Source organism: Herminiimonas sp. (assembly GCF_030655415.1).
This window is the reverse complement of sequence record NZ_JAURVN010000009.1, coordinates 37,708-60,893: the sequence shown is the minus strand read 5'-3', so window position 1 is coordinate 60,893 and position 23,186 is coordinate 37,708. Positions and strand designations below refer to the sequence as shown.

The window sequence follows — 23,186 nt, the reverse complement described above, 5'->3', positions numbered from 1 at the left end:
GAAAAATATTTTTACGAATATTTGATGCGAATGTGGGGCAAAAATTGCCACAAGAAAATACTTTCTGCTTCTGTAGAAATTACATTTTCTAAAAACGCTCTTGTTACTAATCTTCTCTATGAAAAAGTGAACTTTGTGGTCATTCATACATCTTTATAAGGTGCACTTATATGCGGCTTTCTAGGTAAATGAAATCATGAAAATACTGGTAACAGGCGGAGCTGGCTACATCGGTTCTCATACGTGCGTGGAATTGATCAAGGTCGGCTATCAAGTCGTGGTGGTCGACAATCTTTGCAACAGCAAAGAGTCAGTACTGGAACGTGTCGGGACAATAACTGGTACCCCTGTAACTTTCATACAAGCTGATCTGCGTGATCGTCTGCAAATCGAAAAAGTATTTGCGCAACATCGCTTCGATGCGGTGATGCATTTTGCAGGACTGAAAGCGGTCGGCGAATCAGTCGCTGAACCTTTGCGCTACTACGATAACAATGTAGAAGGCAGTCTGGTGCTGCTGCAGGTGATGGCGCAGCACGGCGTAAAAAATCTGGTCTTTAGTTCATCCGCCACTGTGTATGGCGATCCGGCCACAGTACCGATACTGGAAGATTTTCCACTAGCTGCAACCAACCCTTATGGTCGCAGCAAATTGATGGTCGAAGACATGCTGCGTGATGTAGCTGTCTCTGATTCAAGCTGGCGTGTCGCCTTGCTACGTTACTTCAATCCAGCCGGCGCACATGAGAGCGGCTTGATCGGCGAAGACCCTAACGATATTCCAAATAATCTTTTCCCTTATGTTGCGCAAGTCGCATCCGGCAGACGCGAGTTGCTGTCTGTGTATGGCGACGATTACGCAACCAATGATGGTACCGGCGTGCGCGATTACATCCATGTCGTCGATCTGGCGATAGGCCACGTCAAAACCTTGGCTAAATTATTTGGCAGCGCAGCCGGTGTGCAAACGTATAACCTCGGCACAGGTTGCGGCAGCAGTGTACTGCAAATGATCAAGGCTTTCGAGCGCGCAAGTGGTCGTGCAGTGCCGTATCGCATCGTCGCGCGCCGTCCGGGTGATATCGCAATTTGTTATGCAGATGCATCGTTGGCCAGACGAGAACTGGGCTGGTCGGCGCAGCGCAGTATCGAACAAATGTGCATCGATACCTGGCGTTGGCAAAGCATGTCGGAAGAGAAGTTTGCCTATGCCTGATGCAAATCGCATCTTGTTTTAAGTCATACGGTTTTTAAATCAAATTCAACTCAAGCAACGTCAACTAAATAATTCAGGGGAAAAATATGAAAGCAATGATACTTGCAGCAGGCAAAGGAACCCGCGTCCAGCCACTCACTTATGAATTGCCTAAACCGATGATTCCAATACTCGGCAAACCAGTGATGGAATATCTGGTCGAGCATCTGGTCAAATACGGCATCACAGAAATCATGGTGAACGTCAGCTATCTGCATCAAAAGATAGAAGACTATTTTGGCGAAGGCCAGCGCTTCGGTGCACAGATCGGTTATTCGTTTGAAGGGTATATGGGCGACGATGGCGAAGTGATGCCCAAGCCTATCGGCTCCGCTGGCGGCTTGAAAAAGATTCAGGAATTTGGTGGCTTCTTCGATGAAACCACGCTGGTCATTTGCGGTGACGCATTGATAGATCTGGATATCAAATCGGCCTTGTTCGAGCACAGGAAAAAAGGCGCGATGGTCAGCATCATTACCAAGGAAGTGCCGCGCGAAAAAACCATTGATTACGGCATGGTGGTAACCGATGAAGAGGGCCGTGTGCTGTCCTTCCAGGAAAAACCGAATCCTGAAGATGCCTTGTCCAATCTGGCCAGCACCGGCATCTATATTTTCGAGCCTGAAGTGTTTGACTTGATTCCATCCGGTGAAGTATTCGACATTGGCTCGCAGCTGTTTCCATTGTTGGTAGAGAAAGGCGTGCCTTTCTTTGCGCAAAAACGTTTCTTCAACTGGATAGATATCGGTAATGTCAGAGATTATTGGTCTGTGTCACAGAGCGTGATGTTGGGCGAGATGGCGCACATGACGATGCCAGGCAAGCAAATTAAAGAAGGCTTGTGGGTAGGGCTGAATACCAGCATCGACTGGGAAGGCACGACCATACAAGGTCCGGTTTATCTCGGCTCGGGCAGCACGATAGAAGCAGGCAGCACCATCATAGGACCGACTTGGATAGGTCACGGTAGTCAGATTTGCAGCGGCTCCAAAGTTGAACGCAGCGTTTTGTTTGAATACACACGCGTGTCGCCTCATTCCAGCATGTCGGAGTTGGTGGTATGTACTGATTATTGCGTCAGTCGTGAAGGCGAGATGCGTCACGTATCCGAATGCGTGGAAGATTACTGGCGCGATGCGCGCGATAGACGCGGCAAAACACGGCCGACAGTCGACTTGGCGGTATCCGATCTGCCGGTGCGCAAGCTAGAGGATGCTGCGTGAAGATTTATCCGGTTATTTTGTCTGGCGGTTCAGGTAGCCGCTTGTGGCCGCTATCGCGTGCTGCGCTACCCAAGCAATTACTGCCGCTGATTTCAGAACATACGATGTTGCAGGAAACCGTGTTGCGTGTCGCTGATTGGGACGAGGCGGCCGCGCCGCTGATTGTTTGCGGTAACGATCATCGATTTTTAGTCGCTGAACAATTACGTCAAATCGACATTACGCCGACTGCGATCTTGCTGGAAGCAGAAGGTCGTAACACTGCACCCGCCGTTGCGGCAGCTGCGAATTATTTGCTGGCGCGCGACCCAGATGCCTTGATGCTGGTATTGCCAGCCGATCATTTGATTCTTGATCCAGATGCATTTCATACGGCCGTACTACGCGCTGCTAACGCGCTCGGTACCAATGCGTTGGCTACGTTCGGTATTGTGCCTTCCAGTGCAGAAACAGGTTACGGCTATATACGACGCGGTGAGGGGATAGATGCATCCGGCCGTGTTTTCAAGGTCGAGAAATTTGTCGAAAAACCTGACCTTGCAACTGCGGAAGGTTTTATTGCAGATGAACGTTACTCATGGAATAGCGGCATGTTTCTGTTCCGCGCGGATACCTATCTGGCAGAGCTTGAACGTTTGCAACCCGAGATGGCAGCGTGCAGCAAGGCCGCAGTGAATGAAGCCTACGGCGATTTGTCTTTCTGCCGTTTGAACGAGGCAGCGTATGCAGCATGTCCAGCGAAATCGATAGATTTCGCCGTGATGGAACATACGCAGCAGGCGATTGTGATTCCGGTGGATATAGGCTGGAGCGATGTCGGCTCTTGGTCGGCCTTGTCCGATATGCAGGATGGCAATGCAGAAGAAAATGTATTGCAAGGCGACGTCTATACCGACAATGTGCAGAATTCTTTAATCCGCGCTGAGAGTCGTTTTGTAGCGGTGATAGGTTTGGATAACGTGGTCGTGGTCGAAACCAAGGATGCAGTGCTGATCGTCAATAAAGATCAGGTACAGCGCGTCAAGAATGTTGTCGATTTCCTGAAACAGAAAAAACGCTCTGAGCATCTGAATCATACACGCGTGTATCGACCGTGGGGTTCGTATGAACCTATCGATGCCGGCGATCGCTTTCAAGTCAAACGCATCACCGTCGATCCCGGCGAAAAGCTGTCACTGCAAATGCATCATCACCGCGCTGAACATTGGGTCGTCGTCACCGGTACCGCGCGCATCACTTGCGGCGAGACCGTCAAGCTGCTGACTGAAAACGAATCGATTTATATCCCGATAGGCATGACACACAGATTGGAGAATCCCGGCAAGATGCCGCTGCATCTGATCGAGGTGCAATCGGGTGCTTATTTGGGCGAAGATGACATCGTGCGGTTCGACGATGTGTATCAACGCGCATGAGGGACTTGTAATGGATTTAAGAGACAGCCCCTTTGTTACGTATGACAGAAATTCTGTAGAAGATAAATTGATCGTTCAGTTACGCGAAGAACGTATCGATGGTCGCGTCACACGCTTTGCCACATTTGGCGATCAGCAGGTTTGGTGGGAACTGGCCGGACCGAATGAAAGTCTGCCTCAGCCTTTGCTCGCACACGATCTGGCAGCAACTGCATTGGTCTTCGTCGCGATGCACCGCGGGCAGGACATGCACATCGATGGTCCTGTGACTTTTTCCTTATTGAAAAATATGGAAGACCTGATTGCATGTTGGGTCGCATGGCGGCCGGACTTGTATCTTCATATTACTGTCAGCGCGGCGCGTGAACTACCCGATGATGCAATTCGTTTGCCAAGAAATCCGCAAGCGGTAGCTGCTTTTTCCGGTGGTTTGGACGCGTCGTTTACTGCATGGCGGCACGTGACCGGTCGCGCCGGAAGACGCAGCTATCATTTGCTGGCCGGCGTATTGATACAGGGTTTCGACATTGCGTTGAATGCCGATGCGGCGTTTGCGATATCGACGGCTTCTGCCGCGGATTCACTGCAATCGATCAATGTGCCGATGGTGACCTTGAAGACCAACTGGCGCGAGGTCGCATGCGTCAATTGGGAAATGGAATTCGGCAATGGCGTCGCCACCTGCTTGCGCAATTGGCAGGGCAGTGCGCACGCGGGACTGGTCGGTTCCGATGAAGATTACACACGATTGGTGTTGCCGTGGGGCGGCAATCCGATCACGTATGCGATGTTATCGAGTCGCGATTTTCAGATTGTGTATGACGGCGGCGAATTTGCCCGTACTGAAAAAGCCGAGCGCATCCTCGATTGGGAAATCGGCTTGCGCAATCTGCGCGTCTGTTGGGAAGGCCCGTTAACTGGTCATAACTGCGGTCGTTGCGAAAAATGTTTGCGTACCAAACTCAACTTCATGGCAGTCGGTGCCCAGTTGCCAGAGTCACTTGCTGGTCGACCCAGTGACGCACAGATACGCGCGTTGCGCGCCGCTAATCACGCACAACTTTTGTTGCTGGAAGAGATCGTGCAAATCGCAGAGAAACGCAAAATCAGTGATCCATGGCTCAAAGCATTGAAGCTGACGATACGCAAGAATCGCTTCTTGAATAAGTTCTCCATCATCGGCAAAACCAGAGCAGTGCTGGGAAAAATAAAACGCAAACTGGTGTCACGATGAAAAATATGCGGCGTGTTGTGCCGTGGGCCATCGTCGATAGTCTCGGTGTTGGCCTGTTAGGTTTTCTGACGCTGGCCATCATGACGCGTGTGCTGACGCCGACTGATTTCGGTAGCGTTGCGTTTGCGCAAGCGATCGTGTTGATGACGCAGTTGGTGATTTCTCTCGGTATCAATGAAGCATTGATACAACGACGGCCTATCAACATGCTGCATATTGACAGCGCATTCTGGGGCTCTGTGTGTCTCGGGATTGTCGGTTTTATTTTCTGCGTCGGCATCGGCCTGTACTTCATCTATTTCATGCAGCAGACGCTGGTCGGAACAATTCTGATCGTCGAAGGCACTGCATGTTTGTTCACCGGATTAAACCTGCTGCCGTCGGCGATGCTGGACCGCAAGCTACGTACCAAGGCAATTGCCAGACGCACGGTGGCTGGCCGCTTGAGTTATTGCCTGGTTGCGATTGCACTGGCGGCAGCGCATTTTGGCGTGTGGAGCATCGTCATCGCCGGTGTGGTGCAAAACATTATTCTGACCATCATCTTTTGGCGTGGCCAACTGCGTTGGCCGCAACGGCGCTTCTCCATGCCGCATGCGCGGCAACTGGTCGCATTCGGTTTCCCTGTGATGCTGGAAGGCGCTTTATGGGCTTTCCTGACGCGCGGCTTCAATCTGCTGATAGGCGCAATCCACGGTTTGAATGTGCTGGGTCTGGTGAGTGTCGCGTTCAAGGCAACGGATGCCTTGTCGAATATTGTCGGCAGCGTAGCTGGCCGAATCGGGCTGCCGCTGTTCTCATCGATGCAGCAAGATAAAGAACGTTTGCAGCGTTCTTTCATGCAGGTGACGCAGGTGATGGCTTTTGTCTCGACGCCGATTTTTGTCGGACTCGCCTTGACCGCGCAGATGTGGGTGCCGCTCTTGCTCGGCGATAAATGGCCGGAAGCGATTCCGATGATTGTCGTTTTGTGTTTGGTGTGGGTCACCAGCTTTACGCGCGTTTTTGTCAGCCCTTACTTGCGCGCGCTCGGTCATCCGCGTGCTTTATTATTGCCAGGGCTTTGCGCCAGCGTGTGTACGATCGCCGTAGTTTTTCTGACCGCAAATCACGCGCCCATCTACATCATTCTCGCGTGGTCCTGCCGTGTAGCGGTGACGTATCCACTAGGACTTTATCTGTTGCGTAAATACGCTGGAATTTCCTACACCCAGCAGCTAGGACCTTTGGCCATGCCTTTCTTTTGCGCAGCGGTGATGGCGGTATGCGTCCTGGCGGCACAGATGGGTATTGCGCATGCAGGATGGTCGAAGTTGCCACTCCTGTTGCTGTCCATGTTTGTGGGTGCTGCCAGTTATGCGGCAGTTGTCTTGCTGGTGTATCGCAAGACCTTGCCGGATATGTTGGCGAACTGGCGTGGCGCAGGACTAAAAAGCGCAGTGAAGTGAAAATGGAAGAGTCGCTAGGCTGGATACTTTCAGCTTAGCGACTTTTCATTTAATGATATTCAGTTGTGACTGATTCAAGACTAGTTGTTTTTGCTGGTCGCTCTTTGCCGGATAAATAATAGGCAATGCTCTCCATCCAGGATTCTGTCGGCGCCGGTTTCAAACTGAGAATCGGTAATAAGGCGACCACACCAATTACTAATAATTTGCGATCAAACGTGATCACTCGGTCACGTATCAGCCATGCAAAACTCAGACTGACCGCAGCGCCTAATAGACAGCCGCTGACTACTTCAGATACTGAATGCACATGAATCGCCAGGCGAGAAATGCCGATCGCAATACCGAATCCTAGTCCCAGCAGCACACCGATTTGTTGTGCCTTGCGCGTTTGGTTTTGCAGCAGAAGCAATATCAGCACAGGTGCAATTGCAGTGGCGCGCATCGCATGACCACTGATGCCGGTGAAATCAATTGCTTCTATGCCTGCGCCCCAGCCGATATAGGCAATCTTGGTCGCAACGACCAGCACGATCCCAACGCCGAATAAAAAAGACCACTGAAAAAATGGTTTCCACGCGCGGGCACTAGCCAGCCAAACCGCCAACAAGGCAGCCAGTGGCATCGTGAAATTACTATCCGCAAGTTTGGTGAAGGCAGCCCAAAAAATCATTGTGGCTGCCCATCACGGAATATCAAGTTTGAGTTTTGTATGCGCTGGACTATCCGCATCCTCATGCGGCCTTCTTACGGTACGCGAGTATCAGCATAACGATACCGAGGATGATGAGTGGCACCGACAACATCTGTCCGGCAGAAATCGTGATGCCGGCAAAATGCACTTCGTAATCCGGTGTGCGGAAATATTCAGTGAAGAATCGTGCCGAACCATACAGCAGCGCGAACATGCCGCCGACTGCCATGCGTGGACGTGGTTTGCGCGAGAAGATCCACAGCAGGATAAACATCAGCAAGCCGTCGACCAGCGCTTGATACAAGGGTGAAGGATGACGCGGCAGATTATCAACATTCGGCCAGATCATCGCCCACGGCAGTGACGCATCGGCAACGCGGCCTGGCAATTCGGCATTGATGAAATTGCCGAGGCGACCGAAGGCATAACCGAGAGGCACCATGGGCGCGATGAAGTCCCAAACGTCCAGCACATTGCGGCCTTGCTTGCGTGCCCAGATGCTCATCGCAAACAGCACGCCGAGGAAGCCGCCGTGGAAGGACATGCCGCCTTTCCATACCTTGAAGATTTCCAGCGGATGCGAAAAGTAATAAGCCGGATCGTAGAAAATTACTTCGCCTAAACGACCGCCGATGATGACGCCGAGCACACCATAGAACAGCATGTCATCGATGTCCTCCTTCTTCCAACCGGCGCTGGCAATGTGCGGTTGCTTGATACGTATGCGCGCCAGCCAGATGAATTGCGCGAATGCGGCGAGGTACATCAAACCGTACCAGCGTATTGCGAGTGGACCGATTGAGAGTGCAATCGGATCGGGCATAGGATGTATCCACATAATTTATTTCTTTCGCAACAATTCTAGAAAAGCATTCAGCACGGGTGACGCATTATCACGTCGCCATGCGAGGCCGGTTTCGACTAGCGGCGTTTTATTTGCCAGCGGTTTGTAGTCGACGCCAGGCCGTTTTAAATTTGATACGGATTGTGGCACAAGCGCGATACCCATGCCGGCCGAGACCAAGCCTATGATGGTTTGCATCTGAATTGCCTCCTGCCCGATATGCGGCGTCAAGCCGGCATCGCGGTAGCAAGCCAGAATCGCATCGTGGAAGGCGGGAGCAATACGTCGCGGGAAAATAATCAGCGGTAAATCGGCCAGTGCCTGAAGGGCCACGCTCTGCTTGCCACGCAGCGCCTTCAGTCCCTTAGGTGCAGCGAGTATCAAAGGTTCCGACAAGACCGGTAAATAATCCAGTTGCAATTTTGCCTTATCCGGGATGGGCGGGATCAAAAGGCCGACGTCGATACGACCTTGCATCAAGTCATCCAGCTGCACGTCTGTCGTCGCTTCACGCAAATCGATCTCGACGCCTGGATAGGATTCGCGGAATTCGCGCAGGAAAGGCGGCAGCACGCTGTAGTCCGCAGTGGACACAAATGCAAGCGATAAACGACCGGACGCGCCCGAGGTCGCGCGGCGCATTAGGTCAGGCAACGCAGCCGTCTGTTGCAGAATACGTTGCGCTTCCGGCAACAGCGCGATGCCGGCTGGTGTGAGTGCGACGCTGCGGCTGGTGCGGCGGAAAAGTTGCACGCCCAGCATAGACTCCAACGATTGGATCGTCTGCGACAGCGGTGGTTGCGTCATGTGCAGCCGAATTGCCGCGCGGCCGAAATGCATTTCTTCGGCGACGGTGACAAAGTAGCGCAACTGTCGGAGTTCTATATTCATGGCTTACATGGGCTAAAGCATTAACTTAAATAATCATTCAGGGTAATCGTCGATCCTGATAAATAGATCGCTATGAGCAAGCCATAAATTTACCATCAATCAATATCTTATAAATATTGATCGTGATGGAATCATATATTTGACACATAGCCTAACGCAAGGCAATCTAGGCGCTCTTTTCAAGGATTGCCCTGTTACCGGGCAGGCAATCGCCACAGGCCCTTCGTTTTGAAATTGTGGCGTACTACCGATTTGCATTCTTTCTGGAGTCATCATGGCATTCAATCGCCGCTCGAAAAACATCACGCAAGGCGTGTCCCGCAGTCCTAACCGTTCCATGTATTACGCGATGGGTTACGAAAAAGCCGATTTTGACAAGCCTATGGTCGGTATCGCCAATGGTCACTCGACGATCACACCTTGTAATTCAGGTTTGCAAAAATTGGCCGATATCGCCATCAAGACGATCAAGGATTCTGGCGGTAATCCGCAAGTGTTCGGTACGCCAACCATTTCCGACGGTATGTCCATGGGTACCGAAGGCATGAAGTATTCGCTGATTTCGCGCGAAGTGATTGCCGACTGTATTGAAACCGCAGTCAACGGCCAATGGATGGACGGCGTGCTCGTCATCGGCGGCTGCGACAAGAATATGCCAGGCGGCATGATCGCGATGTTGCGCACTAACGTGCCAAGTATTTATGTCTACGGCGGCACCATCAAACCGGGTAACTGGAAGGGTAAAGACCTGACCATCGTTTCCGCATTTGAAGCAGTGGGTGAATTCACAGCCGGTCGCATGTCGCAAGAAGATTTCGACGGCATCGAACGCAATGCCTGTCCTTCAGCCGGTTCATGCGGCGGCATGTACACAGCGAACACAATGTCATCTTCGTTCGAAGCGTTGGGTCTGGCCTTGCCATACTCATCGACGATGGCCAATCCTGATGATGAAAAAGTCGGCTCCGCTGCTGAGTCAGCACGCGTACTGATCGAAGCGATCAAAAAAGATTTGAAGCCACGTGACATCGTCACACGCAAAGCAATCGAAAATGCAGTTGCCGTCATCATGGCAACCGGCGGCTCGACTAATGCGGTCTTGCACTTCCTGGCGATTGCCCACGCAGCAGAAATCGATTGGACCATCGACGACTTTGAACGCATGCGTAAAAAAGTCCCGGTCATTTGTGATCTAAAGCCATCCGGCAAATACGTTGCGACCGATCTGCATAAAGCAGGCGGCATTCCGCAAGTGATGAAAGTATTGTTGGACGCAGGCTTGTTGCACGGCGATTGCATGACTATCACCGGTCAAACCGTTGCAGAAGCATTGGCAGACATTCCATCAGTGCCGCGCGCTGATCAAGATGTGATCCACACCATCGAGAAGGCTTTGTACGCACAAGGTCACTTGGCGATCTTGAAAGGCAATCTGTCGCCTGAAGGTTGCGTAGCAAAGATCACTGGTTTGAAAAATCCAGTCATCACCGGACCTGCTCGCGTATTCGATGATGAATACTCGGCAATGGACGCCATCATGGCGAACAAGATTGTCGCTGGCGACGTTCTCGTCATGCGCTATCTCGGGCCAAAAGGTGGTCCAGGCATGCCGGAAATGTTGGCGCCGACATCTGCATTGGTCGGCCAAGGTTTAGGCGAGTCAGTTGGCTTGATTACCGACGGTCGTTTCTCCGGCGGTACCTGGGGCATGGTGGTCGGCCATATTTCACCAGAAGCGTTCGTCGGCGGTTTGATCGGCCTGGTGGAAGAGGGCGACTCCGTCACCATCGATTCACGTCAATTGCTGATTCAATTGAACGTATCCGAAGAAGAAATCGCCCGTAGACGCGCTAACTGGAAACAACCAGCACCTCGTTACACACGTGGCGTGTTGGCGAAATATGCTGCACTGGCATCCAGTGCAAGCAAAGGCGCAGTGACTGGCTGATGATGTTTTGCTGAATGTAAAAAAGCCGGATTTTTATCCGGCTTTTTTATTTCTAAATTTGCTTATCAAGCTGCTAGCAATAGTTTATTTATTGAACGCTGCCTGCAGATCGTTTTGGCTGGTTACTCCGTTTTGCAAGGACAGCATCAACAAGATGCGCGCCTTTGCCGGTTTCAAATCGTCGGCCATCACTGCGCCCGCTTCGAATGAAGTTTTGCCGCCGCCTTCAAAACCATAGCTAGGCAAAACGCGACCATTGTGCACGCGGGTCGATACAACGACTGCGACGTTTTTCGAGATCGCATATTTAACTGCATTCAACATCGCCACGTTCATATTACCCATGCCAAGTGCTTGTACGACGACGCCTTTGACGCCGCGGTCGACTGCATTGCGCAATGCTGCGCCATCTGCACCGCCGTACATCGCAATGATTTCTACCTCAGGCATTTTCTCTGTACGGATAGGAATGAACTGGCGACGCAATTGCGTGTACGAGAAGGTCACGCGGTCTGGATACACTTCACCCAGAAAGCCATAGTCACCCGACTTGAATGTTTCGACATTGGCTGTGTGCGTTTTGGTGACGTAACGTGCTGCATTGATTTGGTTATTCATCGCCAGCATTGCGCCTTTGTCTTTGGCTTGTGGATCGACTGCAATGCGTACTGCATTCAACAAATTGCGCGGACCGTCAAAATCCGACACTGATGCATTACGTTGCGCACCGATCAAGACAATCGGTTTGCTCGATTGAACTGTGAGGTCCAGCCAGTAGGCAGTTTCTTCTAAAGTATCTGTGCCGTGAGAGACGATGACGCCAGCCACTTCTTTGCGATCCAGTGCGGTCTGCACAGCTTTAGTCAAGGTTACCCAGCGCGCTGGGTCCATGTAATCCGATGGAACATTGGAAAGATTGTTCACCTCGATGGAAGCGTACTTCGCTACATCGGGAACGGTGGCCAGCAAGTCGTCACCAGAGATCGCCGGAACCGGTGCATTCTTCACAGGATCTATCTTCATCGCAATCGTGCCGCCGGTTGCAATGAATTGCACGACGGGTTTGCTTTGAGAGAAGGCGGGAACCGCGGCTAATATCAAGAGGCTGAATACTGCTTTTTTCAATGTTCTCATTGTTTGTCTCACTCAGTTGGTTTTTAAAATCTAATCTAATTATGTAATGCAGCGCTAAAATAAATGTGAACGCTACACCTTAGTTTTAGCATAAATGGATTTGATTTGCTGAACAGAGAATCTTGAAAGTTGACTTGATTACGTTATTCAGTATTTGAATTCGGCGGAGAGTTAGGCTAGGTCTACATCTCGTTTTGATGAAGAAATTTTCTTGCGTGAGAATTTTTTTACTTCAGGACTTGCTTGCATCCCATGAGTTTTCATAAAAAATTTCACTGACTGCTTTTCGCTTATCCCACTCTTCGATTTCCAGCATGGGTGCAGGATAAAAATCTTTGACATGGCCCAAACACAAGATGGCGATAGGCTGACTTCCTTCAGGCATTTGACATAGCTCGCGCAGTTTTTCCGGATCGAATAAAGACACCCATCCCAGACCGATGCCTTCTGCTCTCGCTGCCAGCCACATATTCTGTATCGCGCAGCTCGCCGACGCCAAATCCATCTCCGGCATAGTGCGGCGGCCGAAAATATACTTTTCTCTTTGATCCATTAAGCCGACTACCAATACTTCGGCGCAGGAAAGTATGCCTTCTACTTTCAGCCGCATGAATTCACTGGAACGTTCATCGAGTGCGTCCGCGGTGGCGATGCGTTCTTCTTCCACATGTTTTTGAATAGCGGTACGCAATTGAAAATCCGTGATGCGTATGAATCGCCACGGTTGCATCAAGCCAACGCTAGGAGCCATGTGCGCTGCTTTTACAAGACGCTCCAATTGACCTTCTTCCAACGGCGTAGCAAGAAAATGACGCATGTCGCGACGTTCCTGGATTGCCTTATAAACCGCAGCAATCTCTTCGTTTGAAAACTTGTTTGTATCCATGACTTTCTTTATGTCGTCTGCTAGCGCTGAAAGGTAGTACGCAGTCTTTGCGCAATTAACTATCAATCTTCGGAAAGCTCACAAAAGCGCAGACGATTGCCAAACGGGTCCATCACTTGCAACAAGCGGCCCCAGCCTACGGTTTCTATTTCCGGCTTCGCGTACTTGTATTTTTTCGCTTGCAGTTCTTGATGTAGCGCATCGATATCTTCTACGGGAATAAAGACTGCGGAACCCGGAGTCGCATCGCCATGATGCTCACTCAAATGCAGCGTCATACCTGAACGTGTCACTTGCGCATACAAAGGGAAATTTGCTTCGAAGCGATGTTCCCAGTCGATGTTGAAGCCTAGAAAATCGACATAGAACTCTTTGGCTTTTTCTTCAGAAAAAATACGAATGATGGGGATGGCGGCTGATAATTTCATAGCGATTTAATCAAGTTGGTGTTTGGGTTGATGATGTCTGTATAGTGGCAGACCGAATCAAGGAATCCATGAAAACAATCATCGCCTCATTAGTGTTCTTACTTGCCTCTGCGGCGGCGCATGCCACTCCAGAAATGGACAGACTATCGTATTGCTCCAATTATGCGTCCATGCTCAAATCAATTGCTGCATGGCGCGATCAAGGTATGGCGCCTGAAAAAACGCTGGACTTGATGCGCGGGGTAAAAGGAATTTCCTTGCAGGATAAAAAGGATGCCATCGCCAAGGTTTATTTTGACAAGGCCTTTGCCAATTCAAGAGGAACAGAATTTGGCAATCAAGTGCGTACAAATTGTCTGGCTGAAAAATCCAAGTAAGGATTTTACATTCAAGAAAAAACCGCTGCCTTACTTGAATGTTTTTTTGATACGTTCCTTGCGTGCTTTTTCCAGTTGTTCATGTGCCTTGCGTTTATCGCGACCCAGCATGCGTTCGAAAAATTCGAACCAGAGGAAGGCCACAGCAAACAGGCCGACTATCCACCACCAGGACAGGTTTTCCAGCGGGCCGAACTCAAAGTACTTTAATGCTGACAGCAAGACGATGATGATGATGAGGGGCATGGCTTCTCCTAGTTCGCTGCAGCATATTGTGATTAAGTGTAACGGTCAATTACTGTCGTCAACTTGAATGTTAGCGTCGCGTTGTATCTATGCAGTGTCATCTATCGCGCAACTTAAACACGTTAGAATAGTGCGATCAATCTTGTGGAGAAAAGCATGAAGCGTACTTTGTTATTAGGTTTGTTTCTGGCTGCTGGCGTGTCAAATATGGCGCTGGCAAATGCCGATCTGGCAAAGGCAAAAAATTGCATGGCTTGCCATTCAGTAAACAACAAAGTACTGGGCCCGGCTTTCAAAGATATAGGCGCTAAATATGCCGGCCAAAAAGGCGCGGAAGACAAGCTGGTGCAGAAAGTAATGAAGGGCGGCAGTGGCGTGTGGGGCACGGTACCTATGCCGGCCAATGGTCAGGTCAGCGAAGCGGAAGCGCGCACCCTGGTTAAATGGATATTGACGTTGAAATAAACAACACTCTCGTCATGGATGTGAAATAAAAATGCGCTCTTCGGAGCGCTTTTTTTTCGTCTATACATGTCACTTGAACAATCATGGTGCTGCCTGAACCGGATTTGAAAACAGTCCTTTTACTACGTCCTTTTCAATTGCCCCAGTCTTTTCAAAATCCCGAATTAGTGCGCGCCCGCGCTAATTCGGCGCCATCTTGGGTGCAGATTCTGCCTTCGTTTGAGGAGTGGCAACTTATTGCACCAGCAGATAACTCGTTTCAGGAAAAAAGCACCAATTCCGATTGGCACGGCTTTTGCTGCACATTATTCCAGCTACTTGAATTATGCGGAATTTTCATATATTAATATTCAAGTAACTTGAAAACGTTACCGTCCATCCATTCTAAAGGGGATAAATGTGGTTAATACCAAGACAGTATTAAAGACAGCTGCACTGTGCGCCGCCATGGGCATGAGCTTGTTTGGCACGCCGGCTTCTGCCAAAGATGTTGTAAAGATCGCGTTCGTAGGCCCGCTGACTGGCGGCGTTTCCTCGATTGGTTTGGGTGGGCGCAATTCAGCGGACCTGGCTGTGCGTTTGCGTAATGCAGATCCAAAAGCCAAGTACACCTATGAATTGGTAGTGCAGGATGATGAATGTCGTCCGAACGTCGGTGTGCAAGTCGCGACCAAAATCGCAGCCGATAAAAACATCATCGCTGGTGTGACGCATTTCTGTTCCGCGGTTGCGATGGGTACAGTTGGTGTTTATAACCGCTTCGGTTTGCCAGTCGTGGTCTGGGGCGCAGTACTGCCGGAAATCACCTACGGTAATGACTACAAGGAAGTACATCGCGTCAACGGCACGATGATCAACCAAAGTGAAGTTGCTGCCAAATTCATGAAAGATCAGGGCTTCAAGAAGTGGGCCATCATTCATGACACGACCGACTATGGCAAAGGCCACAACAAGTACTTTTCAGAATTTGTGAAAAAAGACGGCGGCACAGTAGTAGCTACTTTTGGTGTCACTGCCGATCAGCAGGATTTCTCTACCGAGCTGACCAAGATTCGCGAATTGAAACCGGACGTTGTCTATTTCGGTGGCCTCACACCACTTGGTGTGCGCATCCGTACACAGATGGAAAAACTGGGCATCAAGGCACAGTTTGAAGGTACTTCAGGCATCAAGTCCGATGCTTACATCCAGGGCGTAGGCGAGAAACTGGCTGAAGGTTCCTTGTCCTTCATCGAAGGTGCACCTTGGGAAAAAATCCCAGGCGGTTTGTACTTCACAGCCAAATATCAATTGCAAAAATATAGCGAACCGCCAGAAGCCTACGGTCCGTTCTCCTATGCTGCTGCAAACCTGATCATGGACGCTGTAGAAAAAGTCGGCCCGGATCGCAAGAAGGTTCGTGACGTCTTGAACAAAACCAAAGATGTAGACACGCTGATCGGCAAAGTAACTTTCGATGATCATCGCCAAAACATCGTGCCACTGGTCACCAAGTACGTGGTCCAGGATGGTAAATGGGTGATCTGGGAAGACAGCCTGTACGCCAGCGGCAAGCGCAAGCTGAGCGGTCAATAAACCAGTCGTTAAGCAAAACATGAGTCGCAGGTCCGGCCCAGTGCCGGCCTGCATTCAGACAGCAACAGAGGAATAACGATGAGTGTGATCAGCCAATATATTTTCAACGGACTGATGCTCGGCATGATTTACGCCATGGTCGCCGTTGGTTTTACCTTGTTTTTCGGCGTGCTCGACGTCATCAAGTTTTCGCACGGCGATACCTTGATGGTCGGTGCCTTTGCCGGTCTTACCGCTTCTACCGGCGTCTTGATGCTGGATATAGGTTCACCGTGGATACGTTTGCTGGCAGTAGTCTTGAGCGCAGTGTGCGTGACGGGATTGCTCGGTGCAGCGATCGCCAAATTTTTGATTTTGCCTTTGCATAAAGCACCGCCGCTGAACACCTTGCTGGCAACGCTGATGCTCGGCACCGTGATGCGCGAATCAGTGCGTCTGTTTTATCCAGATGGTTCAAATTCCAAACCGTTCCCATCTTTACTGCCTACTGATGCGATCAATTTTGGCGCCTTCGCCTTGCGTGCGGATAACGTAATTCTTTTAGTCAGCGGTCTGGCGATTATCGCCGGCGTGCACTTTCTGATTACGCGGACCCGACTCGGTATGGCGATACGCGCAGTAGCGCAGGATGGCGAAACCGCAAGGCTGATGGGCATCAACTTCGAAGCAGTCGTGTTGCTGACCTTTGCACTTGGTTCAGGCATGGCGGCGCTGGCGGGTGTGATGAATGGCTTGTACTACAACGAAATCAATTTCAACGTCGGCTTGTTGCTGGGCGTGATTGGTTTCTCGGCAGCGATTCTCGGCGGACTCGGCAATATCTACGGCGCGATTCTTGGTGGCTTCTTGTTTGCAGGCTTGCAGGTGTTTGGCAGCGCGATGTTGCCAGCCTTGATACCGAATATTCCTAGTGCTTACAAAGACGTCTTTGCATTTGCCGTTGTCATTATCTTGATGGCGTGGAAACCAACCGGCTTGATTGCCGAAAAATCAAGCGAACGGGTCTGATATGAACGCACATAAATTAAAGAGTCATTCTGCGAAGCTGGTACTGGCGCTCGCAGCATTGGGCGTGACGTTTTACATGTGGCTGTTCCTGCATGCAGAGTCGCAACTTGCCATCGGCGTATTGATTGTATTTGCGCTGGCCTTGGTCATGGCCGGCAAAAAATTCGGTACCACGCAACGCATAGAACTGGCAGCGGCAGATAGACCTGGCCTCGCACGTTTATGGACAGTGATCGGTCTGTTGATACTGGCAGCTGCATTTTATGATTCGCACTTTGTGTTGATGATGATCTGCGCCGTGTTGTTGTATTCGACTGCCTGCATGGGCTTGACGATGCAATTCGGTTTTGCTGGTGTGGCGAACTTTGCCGGTGCTGCTTTCTTCGGTATCGGCAGTTACACCACGGCCGTATTGGCGACGCACACTGGTTTGCCACAACTGGCAAATATTGCGATCTCGGGTGTGGTCGCGGCGATCATCGGTTCAGTGCTGATTTGGCCGGTACTACGTACGCGTGGTCACTATGCTGCGTTGGTGACGATTGCGTTCGGTATCTTGTTCAAGACCTTTATCGAAGTGAATGACGTGCTGGGCGGACCGCAAGGTTTGCAAGTGCCGGGCATGAAACTGTTCGGTTATGCCTTCAACGATGGCTTCACGCTGTTCGGTATCGAGTTTTCGTTCTACATCTCTTACTTCATTCTGAGTCTGATTATTTGCGCCGGTGCGTTTGTACTGGTCAAAGCTTTGGAACGGTCGTGGATAGGTTTGAGTATGGACGTGGTGCGTACCGATGAAACAGCTGCTGCAACCTTCGGTTTGCATATCGCACGCTGGAAGGTGATCGCTTTCACGCTGGGTAATTTGTTCGCAGGGATTGCCGGGAGTGTGTACGGCATGATGATTGGTTTTGTCGCGCCGAATAACTTCAGTTTTTCCGATTCGCTGTTGCTGGTATCGATCGTGATTCTCGGTGGGCTGGGTAATCCGATTGGCTTGATTCCCGCCGCAATCATCGTCTTGATGCTGCCGGAAAAATTACAGTTCATTCAGGAATACCGCGTGCTGCTGTACGCAGCATTGGTAATCGCGATTCTGTTGTTCCGTCCTGATGGTTTATTGCCGCGCAAAACGCGCCTGTTCTTTGGCAGAAAGGATGTGCTATGAGCGCCTTACCTATCTCTGCAACATCTAGTGTGTTGGCTACACCGCCAGCCTTGGTTCAAGTCACCGACCTGACGATGCGCTTCGGCGGTTTGACCGCGCTGGATCAACTCAATATGCACATTGGCGATGGTGAAGTTCTTGGCCTGCTTGGACCTAACGGTTCCGGCAAGACCACCTTCTTCAACGTGCTGACGGGTTTGTATAAAGCCAGCAGCGGTTCCATCATTTACAACAATACGGAAGTAATTGGCCAGACGCCTCAGGACATTTATCGCAGCGGTGTCGCACGTACTTTTCAGCGTTCGCGTTTGTCTTTGCCGCTAACGGTATTCGACAATATTGTCATCGGCGATTACCAGCACATGAATCATGGTTTGTTCTTCAACCTGTTTCAACGCAAAGCCTTCCGCGCGCAGTACGACAGCTATGTCGCCAAGGTTGAAGCGCTGTTGAACATCTTCAGCCCACCATTGGTGGCGCGCATGTTCGAGCCGGTCGATACCTTTACGATGATCGATAGACGTCGGATTGAAGTATGTCGCGCCTTGTTGAGTCGTCCGCGTTTGCTGTTGCTGGATGAACCTTCGGCCGGCATGACGCATGATGAAACCGAAGCACTGATGGATGACATTTTGCAAGTACGCGGGAAGCTGGAAAATCTTTCCATCGTATTGATCGAACATGAAATGAATGTGATCGAGCGCATTACCGATCGTTGCATCGTGTTCAATTACGGCAAGAAAATTTCCGAAGGAACCTACGCCGAAATTACTGCCGATCCAAACGTGCAAACCGCCTATCTGGGAGAAGCTGAATGAGCAACCTGACCGTCAAGGGACTCACCACCGGCTACGACAAGGTGAATGTATTACACGACGTTTCTATCGAAGTCGTACCCGGCAAGATCACTTGCATACTCGGTGCCAACGGCGCTGGAAAAAGCACTTTGATTCGTTCGATACTCGGCTTGACGCCACCACGTCAGGGCGAAATTCTGTGGGGCGGACGTAATCTCGCTGGTGAAAAAACGCATGCGATTATCGCCAGCGGCATTTCTTGCATTCCGGAAGGCCGCAAGGTTTTTCCGCGCATGAGCGTGGCAGAAAATCTGGCGCTTGGTGCCTTCCTCGTCAAAGATGGCTCCGTCGTGCGCGATCGTTTGGCGCGCGTGTATGAAATTTTTCCACGACTGAAAGAACGTGCGGCGCAATTGGCCGGCACCATGTCTGGCGGTGAGCAGGCGATGGTATCGATAGGACGTGGCTTGATGGCTGAGCCAAAGTTACTGGTGATCGATGAACCATCGCTGGGTTTGTCACCGTTGTACGTTAAAGAAAACTTTAACGTCATCCGCAACATCAATGCGCTCGGCATCACGGTTTTGCTGGTCGAGCAGAATGCGCGCCAGACTTTGGCAATCTCGCATTACGGTTATGTGTTGTCGCAAGGACGCGTAGTTGCAGAAGGCACAGCGGAAGCCTTGTCCAGCAATGACGATGTACGCTCCGCTTACTTCGGTTGATCGGGGCGCATATTGAAACATTACGCTAGCTCATCCCTGAAAGAACTCGCAGCATGTATCGCACGTCGCGAAGTTTCCGTTGAAACCGTGGCACGCTCCGGTATTGCACACATTGAAGAATATGAATCGGCGGTGCATGCATGGCAGCATTTTGATGCTGCGGCCGTCATTGAACAGGCACGCAAGCTTGACGCGCAATCGCATTCCGGTTTGTTGTACGGCTTGCCGATAGGCGTCAAGGATTTGATGGATACGGCAGATATGCCGACCACCTACGGTTCACCGATTTATGAGAATCATCGGCCGTTGGTCGATGCGGCCTGTGTTGCCGCTACGCGCACTGCGGGTGCGGTGATCATGGGTAAAACCGTGACGACTGAGTTCGCCACGTTTCGCCCAGGTCCTACGCGTAATCCGCATGGTGCTGTCGACCATACGCCGGGTGGTTCATCGAGTGGCTCCGCTGCTGCAGTTGCTAGCGGTATGGTGCCAGCGGCATTCGCTACGCAAACTGCGGGATCGATCGTTCGACCTGCTGCGTATTGCGGTGTAGTGGGCTACAAACCTACTTACGGCACCTTGTCTTTGGCCGGCATCAAATCGCTGTCGCCTAGCCTGGATACTGTGGGCGTGTTGACGCGCACAGTTGGCGACGCCGCTTTTTTCATCGGTGCGTTATCGCGCCTGCCTTTGTCTGACGGTTTGAATTCAAACGCCGCGCCATCAAAATTACGTATAGGTATTTGTCGTACCCCGCATTGGGATCGTGCTGGTGCTGGTACGCGCGCAGTGTTGGAACTTGCGGCGCGTTTGCTGGAAGGCGCGGGCGCTGTGATCAGCGACGTTGATTTACCAGCACCTTGCGGTGGCCTGACCGATGCGCAAATTCGCATCATGGGTTATGAAGCGGCTGCCGCATTCGCACCAGAAGCACGCACGCATCCTGAAGGATTTAGCGATGCGTTCGCTGCGTTGCTGCAAGCGGGTAGAGCCATCGATGGCACCGAGTATGTTGCGGCGCAGGCTTTGGCGGCTGCATCGCGCCAGATGGTGGCCGGTGTATTCGACAAGGTAGACATTCTGCTTTCTCCAAGTACCGAAGGCGAAGCGCCAGCTGGGCTTGCTGCTACCGGTGATCCAATTTTCAATCGCATGTGGTCGCTACTCGGCAATCCTTGCGTGCACGTTCCATTGGGAAATGGTCCAGGCGGCATGCCGCTGGGTGTGACCTTGACCGGCCCACGTTGGGGCGATGCTCGTACACTGTCGGCCGCAAATTTACTCGAACGCGTTTTCGCTTCGACCAACTGAACAGGACATCACGATGACTCAAGCAATACAAGATGCATCCACTTCTCAAGCCGAGAAAGCGCAAGACAGTATCAATAACGAGCGCTTGCAAAATGCGATCGCGGCACTGGCAGCATTTGGTGGTCGCGACGATGGCGGCGTAGCGCGCGAGACCTTAACGCAAATCGATCTGGATGCGCGTCGTCATCTGATCGATACCGCGCGCGCTTTAGGTTGTGAAGTAGCGACCGACGATTGTGCGAATTTATTTTTCCGTCGCCCAGGTACGACTGACTTGCCGCCAGTGCTGACAGGTAGTCACGCCGATACGCAACCGGTCGGTGGCAAACTGGATGGCGCGTATGGCGTGCTGGCCGGACTGGAAGTGATTGCCGCCTTGAACGATGCGGGTATTAGTACCCGTCGTGCGATTGAGGTGGTGGCATGGACCAATGAAGAAGGCAGTCGTTTCGGCCCCGGCGCGATGGGCTCTAGCGCCTTTGTCGATCCGTCGCGCTTGCCGGCGTATCGTGAAGTACGCGATGGCGACAACATCACATTTGGCGATGCCGTCGATGCGGCCTTGCTGGCATCTGCTGACGTCACACGCAGACCGTTAGCCTTACCGATCGCATCGTGTGTTGAGCTGCACATTGAACAAGGGCCGGTGCTGGAACGTGCGCATGCCGCACTCGGTGTTGTGGCCGGGATTCAGAGCGTGCGTTGGTACAAGGTCGATTGCACGGGCATGGCGGCGCATGCGGGGACCACGCCTATGGATGAGCGTAGCGATGCGATGATGGCAGCTGTTGCCATCGCGCAGCAGTTGTATGTGTATGTTGCAAAAGAGGCCGCCAGCAATTTACGATTGACGCTGGGACGTTGGCAAGTGGGTCCGAATTCGGTGAATACTATTCCGGGTAAAGTCGAATTCACGATTGATGTGCGCTGTGTTGATGCTGAAGTGATCGAACGCTTTGAACAGTTTTTGACGAAGATTACGAGCGGCTATCAATGGCGCGGCAGTATTTCCTTCGAATGTTTTTTCTCGCGTCCGCCTACCCATTTCCCTGCTGATATGTTGAATTTGATCGAGCGCGCTTGTGTGCGTGCCGGTCATTTGGCCAAGCGTGGCGAGCCGCAAAGACTGACTTCAGGTGCTTTTCACGATGCCATGTATCTGGCCGAGCATTGCCCTACCGCGATGATTTTTGTGCCAAGTAAGGGCGGAATCAGTCACAATGCCGCCGAGGAAACCGCGCCTGAAGATTTATATCTGGGCGTGCAAGCCCTTGCATACACAGTGGTCGAGCTGGCGAATCAATAGCAGCGCTGAAAGTTCGAACCTGTTTTTTAACGAATAGAGAAATTGCAGATGAAACGCGATCCTGTCTCAAGCACCGAAGTTGTCGAGAAAAAACCATCCGTCTCCGGACTGGGTGTACGGCTTCGTCATACCCGTTTGGTGGCAGGCATGACCTTGATGCAGTTGTCGCAAAAAGCCGCATGTTCAGAAAGCCTGGTATCCAAGATCGAACGCGGTACAGCGACGCCATCACTGGCAATGTTGCATCGACTGGCGATGGCACTGGATACCAATATCTCAACGCTGATGTCGGAAGAAATGCCGGCAGTTGGTCCAGTGTTGCGCGTGGGCGAGCGACCTGTCATCAAGACCGGTGGCATCTCGATGGAGCGTTTGGTACTACCGACTCGTGGCGGTTTGTTGCAGGCGAATATACATATCGTGGAACCGGGCGCAGCCAGTGATGGCCAGATCGAGCATGTCGGTGAAGAGGTAGGTTATGTGCTGGAAGGTACGCTGGAACTGCGTTTGGGCGATGACAGCTATATCATCGGTCCGGGTGACGTGTTTACGTTTGCCAGTAATGTGCCGCATGGTTATAGCAATGTTGGCGATGTGGTTGCCAAAGTCATGTGGGTTAATTCTCCGGCGACGTTCTAATCACATCGAAATCTGCCACTGCATCCGCAGCAGCATTCTCTAAAAATAAAGCGCTCTTAGTAGCGCTTTATGTTTGTCTGTTCAAATTACTTCATCTGCAAATTATTTGATTTGCTGCAGGAATAAAAAAGCCTCGCGGTTTTAGCGCGAGGCTTGCATGAAACGTGTA

24 protein-coding genes are annotated in these 23,186 nt (G+C 51.3%); 17 read left to right on the top strand and 7 right to left on the bottom strand.

The annotated features are described in order from the left end of the window. Positions 1-196: 196 nt before the first annotated feature. The 5 genes from galE to Q7T66_RS06920 all read left to right on the top strand — a co-directional run bounded on the left by galE (position 197) and on the right by Q7T66_RS06920 (position 6,575). A complete protein-coding gene (gene galE, locus Q7T66_RS06940; RefSeq protein WP_304932605.1) occupies positions 197-1,216 on the top strand; it encodes a UDP-glucose 4-epimerase GalE in 1,020 nt (339 codons plus the stop codon). 86 nt (positions 1,217-1,302) lie between these two features. Further along, entirely contained in the window at positions 1,303-2,478 is a 1,176-nt protein-coding gene (locus Q7T66_RS06935; protein ID WP_304932604.1) for an NDP-sugar synthase, read from the top strand. After that, positions 2,475-3,893, top strand: a complete 1,419-nt coding sequence (locus Q7T66_RS06930; protein ID WP_304932603.1) for a mannose-1-phosphate guanylyltransferase/mannose-6-phosphate isomerase — start codon at positions 2,475-2,477, stop codon at positions 3,891-3,893. The genes Q7T66_RS06935 and Q7T66_RS06930 overlap by 4 nt, the downstream gene beginning before the upstream one ends. A gap of 10 nt (positions 3,894-3,903) precedes the next feature. Further along, complete coding sequence (locus tag Q7T66_RS06925) at positions 3,904-5,127, top strand: hypothetical protein (RefSeq protein ID WP_304932602.1); 1,224 nt, start codon at positions 3,904-3,906, stop codon at positions 5,125-5,127. Beyond that, positions 5,124-6,575, top strand: coding sequence for a lipopolysaccharide biosynthesis protein (locus Q7T66_RS06920; protein ID WP_304932601.1), 1,452 nt, complete (start codon positions 5,124-5,126; stop codon positions 6,573-6,575). Before Q7T66_RS06925 ends, Q7T66_RS06920 begins: the two co-directional genes overlap by 4 nt. A 49-nt stretch (positions 6,576-6,624) precedes the next feature. Here Q7T66_RS06920 and Q7T66_RS06915 read toward each other — a convergent pair whose 3' ends face one another. From Q7T66_RS06915 to Q7T66_RS06905, 3 genes are all read right to left on the bottom strand, one after another. Then, positions 6,625-7,248, bottom strand: a complete 624-nt coding sequence (locus tag Q7T66_RS06915; RefSeq protein ID WP_304932600.1) for a phosphatase PAP2 family protein — start codon at positions 7,246-7,248, stop codon at positions 6,625-6,627. Between the two features lie 61 nt (positions 7,249-7,309). After that, positions 7,310-8,107 (bottom strand): prolipoprotein diacylglyceryl transferase, encoded by a 798-nt coding sequence (lgt, locus tag Q7T66_RS06910; RefSeq protein ID WP_304932599.1) that lies wholly within the window; start codon positions 8,105-8,107, stop codon positions 7,310-7,312. Between the two features lie 3 nt (positions 8,108-8,110). Beyond that, on the bottom strand, positions 8,111-9,004 hold the full coding sequence (locus Q7T66_RS06905; RefSeq protein WP_304932598.1) for a LysR substrate-binding domain-containing protein: 894 nt from the start codon (positions 9,002-9,004) through the stop codon (positions 8,111-8,113). Between the two features lie 274 nt (positions 9,005-9,278). Between Q7T66_RS06905 and ilvD the strand changes: the two genes are divergently transcribed. Beyond that, positions 9,279-10,952 carry a dihydroxy-acid dehydratase gene (gene ilvD, locus Q7T66_RS06900; RefSeq protein ID WP_304932597.1) on the top strand — a complete coding sequence of 558 codons (1,674 nt, stop codon included), beginning with the start codon at positions 9,279-9,281 and terminating at the stop codon, positions 10,950-10,952. A gap of 84 nt (positions 10,953-11,036) precedes the next feature. Here the strand turns inward: ilvD and Q7T66_RS06895 are convergent, their stop codons facing one another. The 3 genes from Q7T66_RS06895 to Q7T66_RS06885 form a co-directional block, all read right to left on the bottom strand. Next, entirely contained in the window at positions 11,037-12,086 is a 1,050-nt protein-coding gene (locus Q7T66_RS06895) for an asparaginase (protein WP_304932596.1), read from the bottom strand. A gap of 232 nt (positions 12,087-12,318) precedes the next feature. Further along, positions 12,319-12,972, bottom strand: a complete 654-nt coding sequence (gene bluB, locus Q7T66_RS06890; RefSeq protein ID WP_304932595.1) for a 5,6-dimethylbenzimidazole synthase — start codon at positions 12,970-12,972, stop codon at positions 12,319-12,321. Between the two features lie 62 nt (positions 12,973-13,034). Beyond that, the gene (locus Q7T66_RS06885; protein ID WP_304932594.1) at positions 13,035-13,400 is read right to left on the bottom strand and encodes a glyoxalase superfamily protein; all 366 of its coding nucleotides are present in this window, start codon (positions 13,398-13,400) and stop codon (positions 13,035-13,037) included. A gap of 68 nt (positions 13,401-13,468) precedes the next feature. On the opposite strand from Q7T66_RS06885, the gene Q7T66_RS06880 reads away from it, so the two are divergent. Beyond that, positions 13,469-13,777: a hypothetical protein gene (locus Q7T66_RS06880; RefSeq protein ID WP_304932593.1), complete on the top strand. Its 309-nt coding sequence runs from the start codon at positions 13,469-13,471 to the stop codon at positions 13,775-13,777. A gap of 30 nt (positions 13,778-13,807) precedes the next feature. Here the strand turns inward: Q7T66_RS06880 and Q7T66_RS06875 are convergent, their stop codons facing one another. Further along, on the bottom strand, positions 13,808-14,023 hold the full coding sequence (locus tag Q7T66_RS06875; protein ID WP_304932592.1) for a TIGR04438 family Trp-rich protein: 216 nt from the start codon (positions 14,021-14,023) through the stop codon (positions 13,808-13,810). A gap of 156 nt (positions 14,024-14,179) precedes the next feature. On the opposite strand from Q7T66_RS06875, the gene Q7T66_RS06870 reads away from it, so the two are divergent. The 10 genes from Q7T66_RS06870 (at position 14,180) to Q7T66_RS06825 (ending at position 23,017) form a co-directional block, all read left to right on the top strand. Beyond that, positions 14,180-14,488: a c-type cytochrome gene (locus Q7T66_RS06870; RefSeq protein WP_304932591.1), complete on the top strand. Its 309-nt coding sequence runs from the start codon at positions 14,180-14,182 to the stop codon at positions 14,486-14,488. A gap of 83 nt (positions 14,489-14,571) precedes the next feature. Then, positions 14,572-14,835 (top strand): hypothetical protein, encoded by a 264-nt coding sequence (locus tag Q7T66_RS06865; RefSeq protein ID WP_304932590.1) that lies wholly within the window; start codon positions 14,572-14,574, stop codon positions 14,833-14,835. 100 nt (positions 14,836-14,935) lie between these two features. Then, a complete protein-coding gene (locus Q7T66_RS06860; protein ID WP_304932746.1) occupies positions 14,936-16,063 on the top strand; it encodes a branched-chain amino acid ABC transporter substrate-binding protein in 1,128 nt (375 codons plus the stop codon). 78 nt (positions 16,064-16,141) lie between these two features. Then, positions 16,142-17,071 (top strand): branched-chain amino acid ABC transporter permease, encoded by a 930-nt coding sequence (locus Q7T66_RS06855; protein WP_304932589.1) that lies wholly within the window; start codon positions 16,142-16,144, stop codon positions 17,069-17,071. Between the two features lies 1 nt (position 17,072). Then, positions 17,073-18,239 (top strand): branched-chain amino acid ABC transporter permease, encoded by a 1,167-nt coding sequence (locus Q7T66_RS06850; protein ID WP_304932588.1) that lies wholly within the window; start codon positions 17,073-17,075, stop codon positions 18,237-18,239. Continuing rightward, a complete protein-coding gene (locus Q7T66_RS06845) occupies positions 18,236-19,057 on the top strand; it encodes an ABC transporter ATP-binding protein (RefSeq protein WP_304932587.1) in 822 nt (273 codons plus the stop codon). Before Q7T66_RS06850 ends, Q7T66_RS06845 begins: the two co-directional genes overlap by 4 nt. Next, positions 19,054-19,761: an ABC transporter ATP-binding protein gene (locus tag Q7T66_RS06840; protein ID WP_304932586.1), complete on the top strand. Its 708-nt coding sequence runs from the start codon at positions 19,054-19,056 to the stop codon at positions 19,759-19,761. Before Q7T66_RS06845 ends, Q7T66_RS06840 begins: the two co-directional genes overlap by 4 nt. A 12-nt stretch (positions 19,762-19,773) precedes the next feature. Then, on the top strand, positions 19,774-21,072 hold the full coding sequence (locus tag Q7T66_RS06835; RefSeq protein ID WP_304932585.1) for an amidase: 1,299 nt from the start codon (positions 19,774-19,776) through the stop codon (positions 21,070-21,072). A gap of 13 nt (positions 21,073-21,085) precedes the next feature. Then, complete coding sequence (locus Q7T66_RS06830; RefSeq protein WP_304932584.1) at positions 21,086-22,378, top strand: M20 family metallo-hydrolase; 1,293 nt, start codon at positions 21,086-21,088, stop codon at positions 22,376-22,378. Between the two features lie 48 nt (positions 22,379-22,426). After that, positions 22,427-23,017, top strand: coding sequence for a helix-turn-helix domain-containing protein (locus Q7T66_RS06825; protein ID WP_304932583.1), 591 nt, complete (start codon positions 22,427-22,429; stop codon positions 23,015-23,017). Positions 23,018-23,186: the final 169 nt, after the last annotated feature.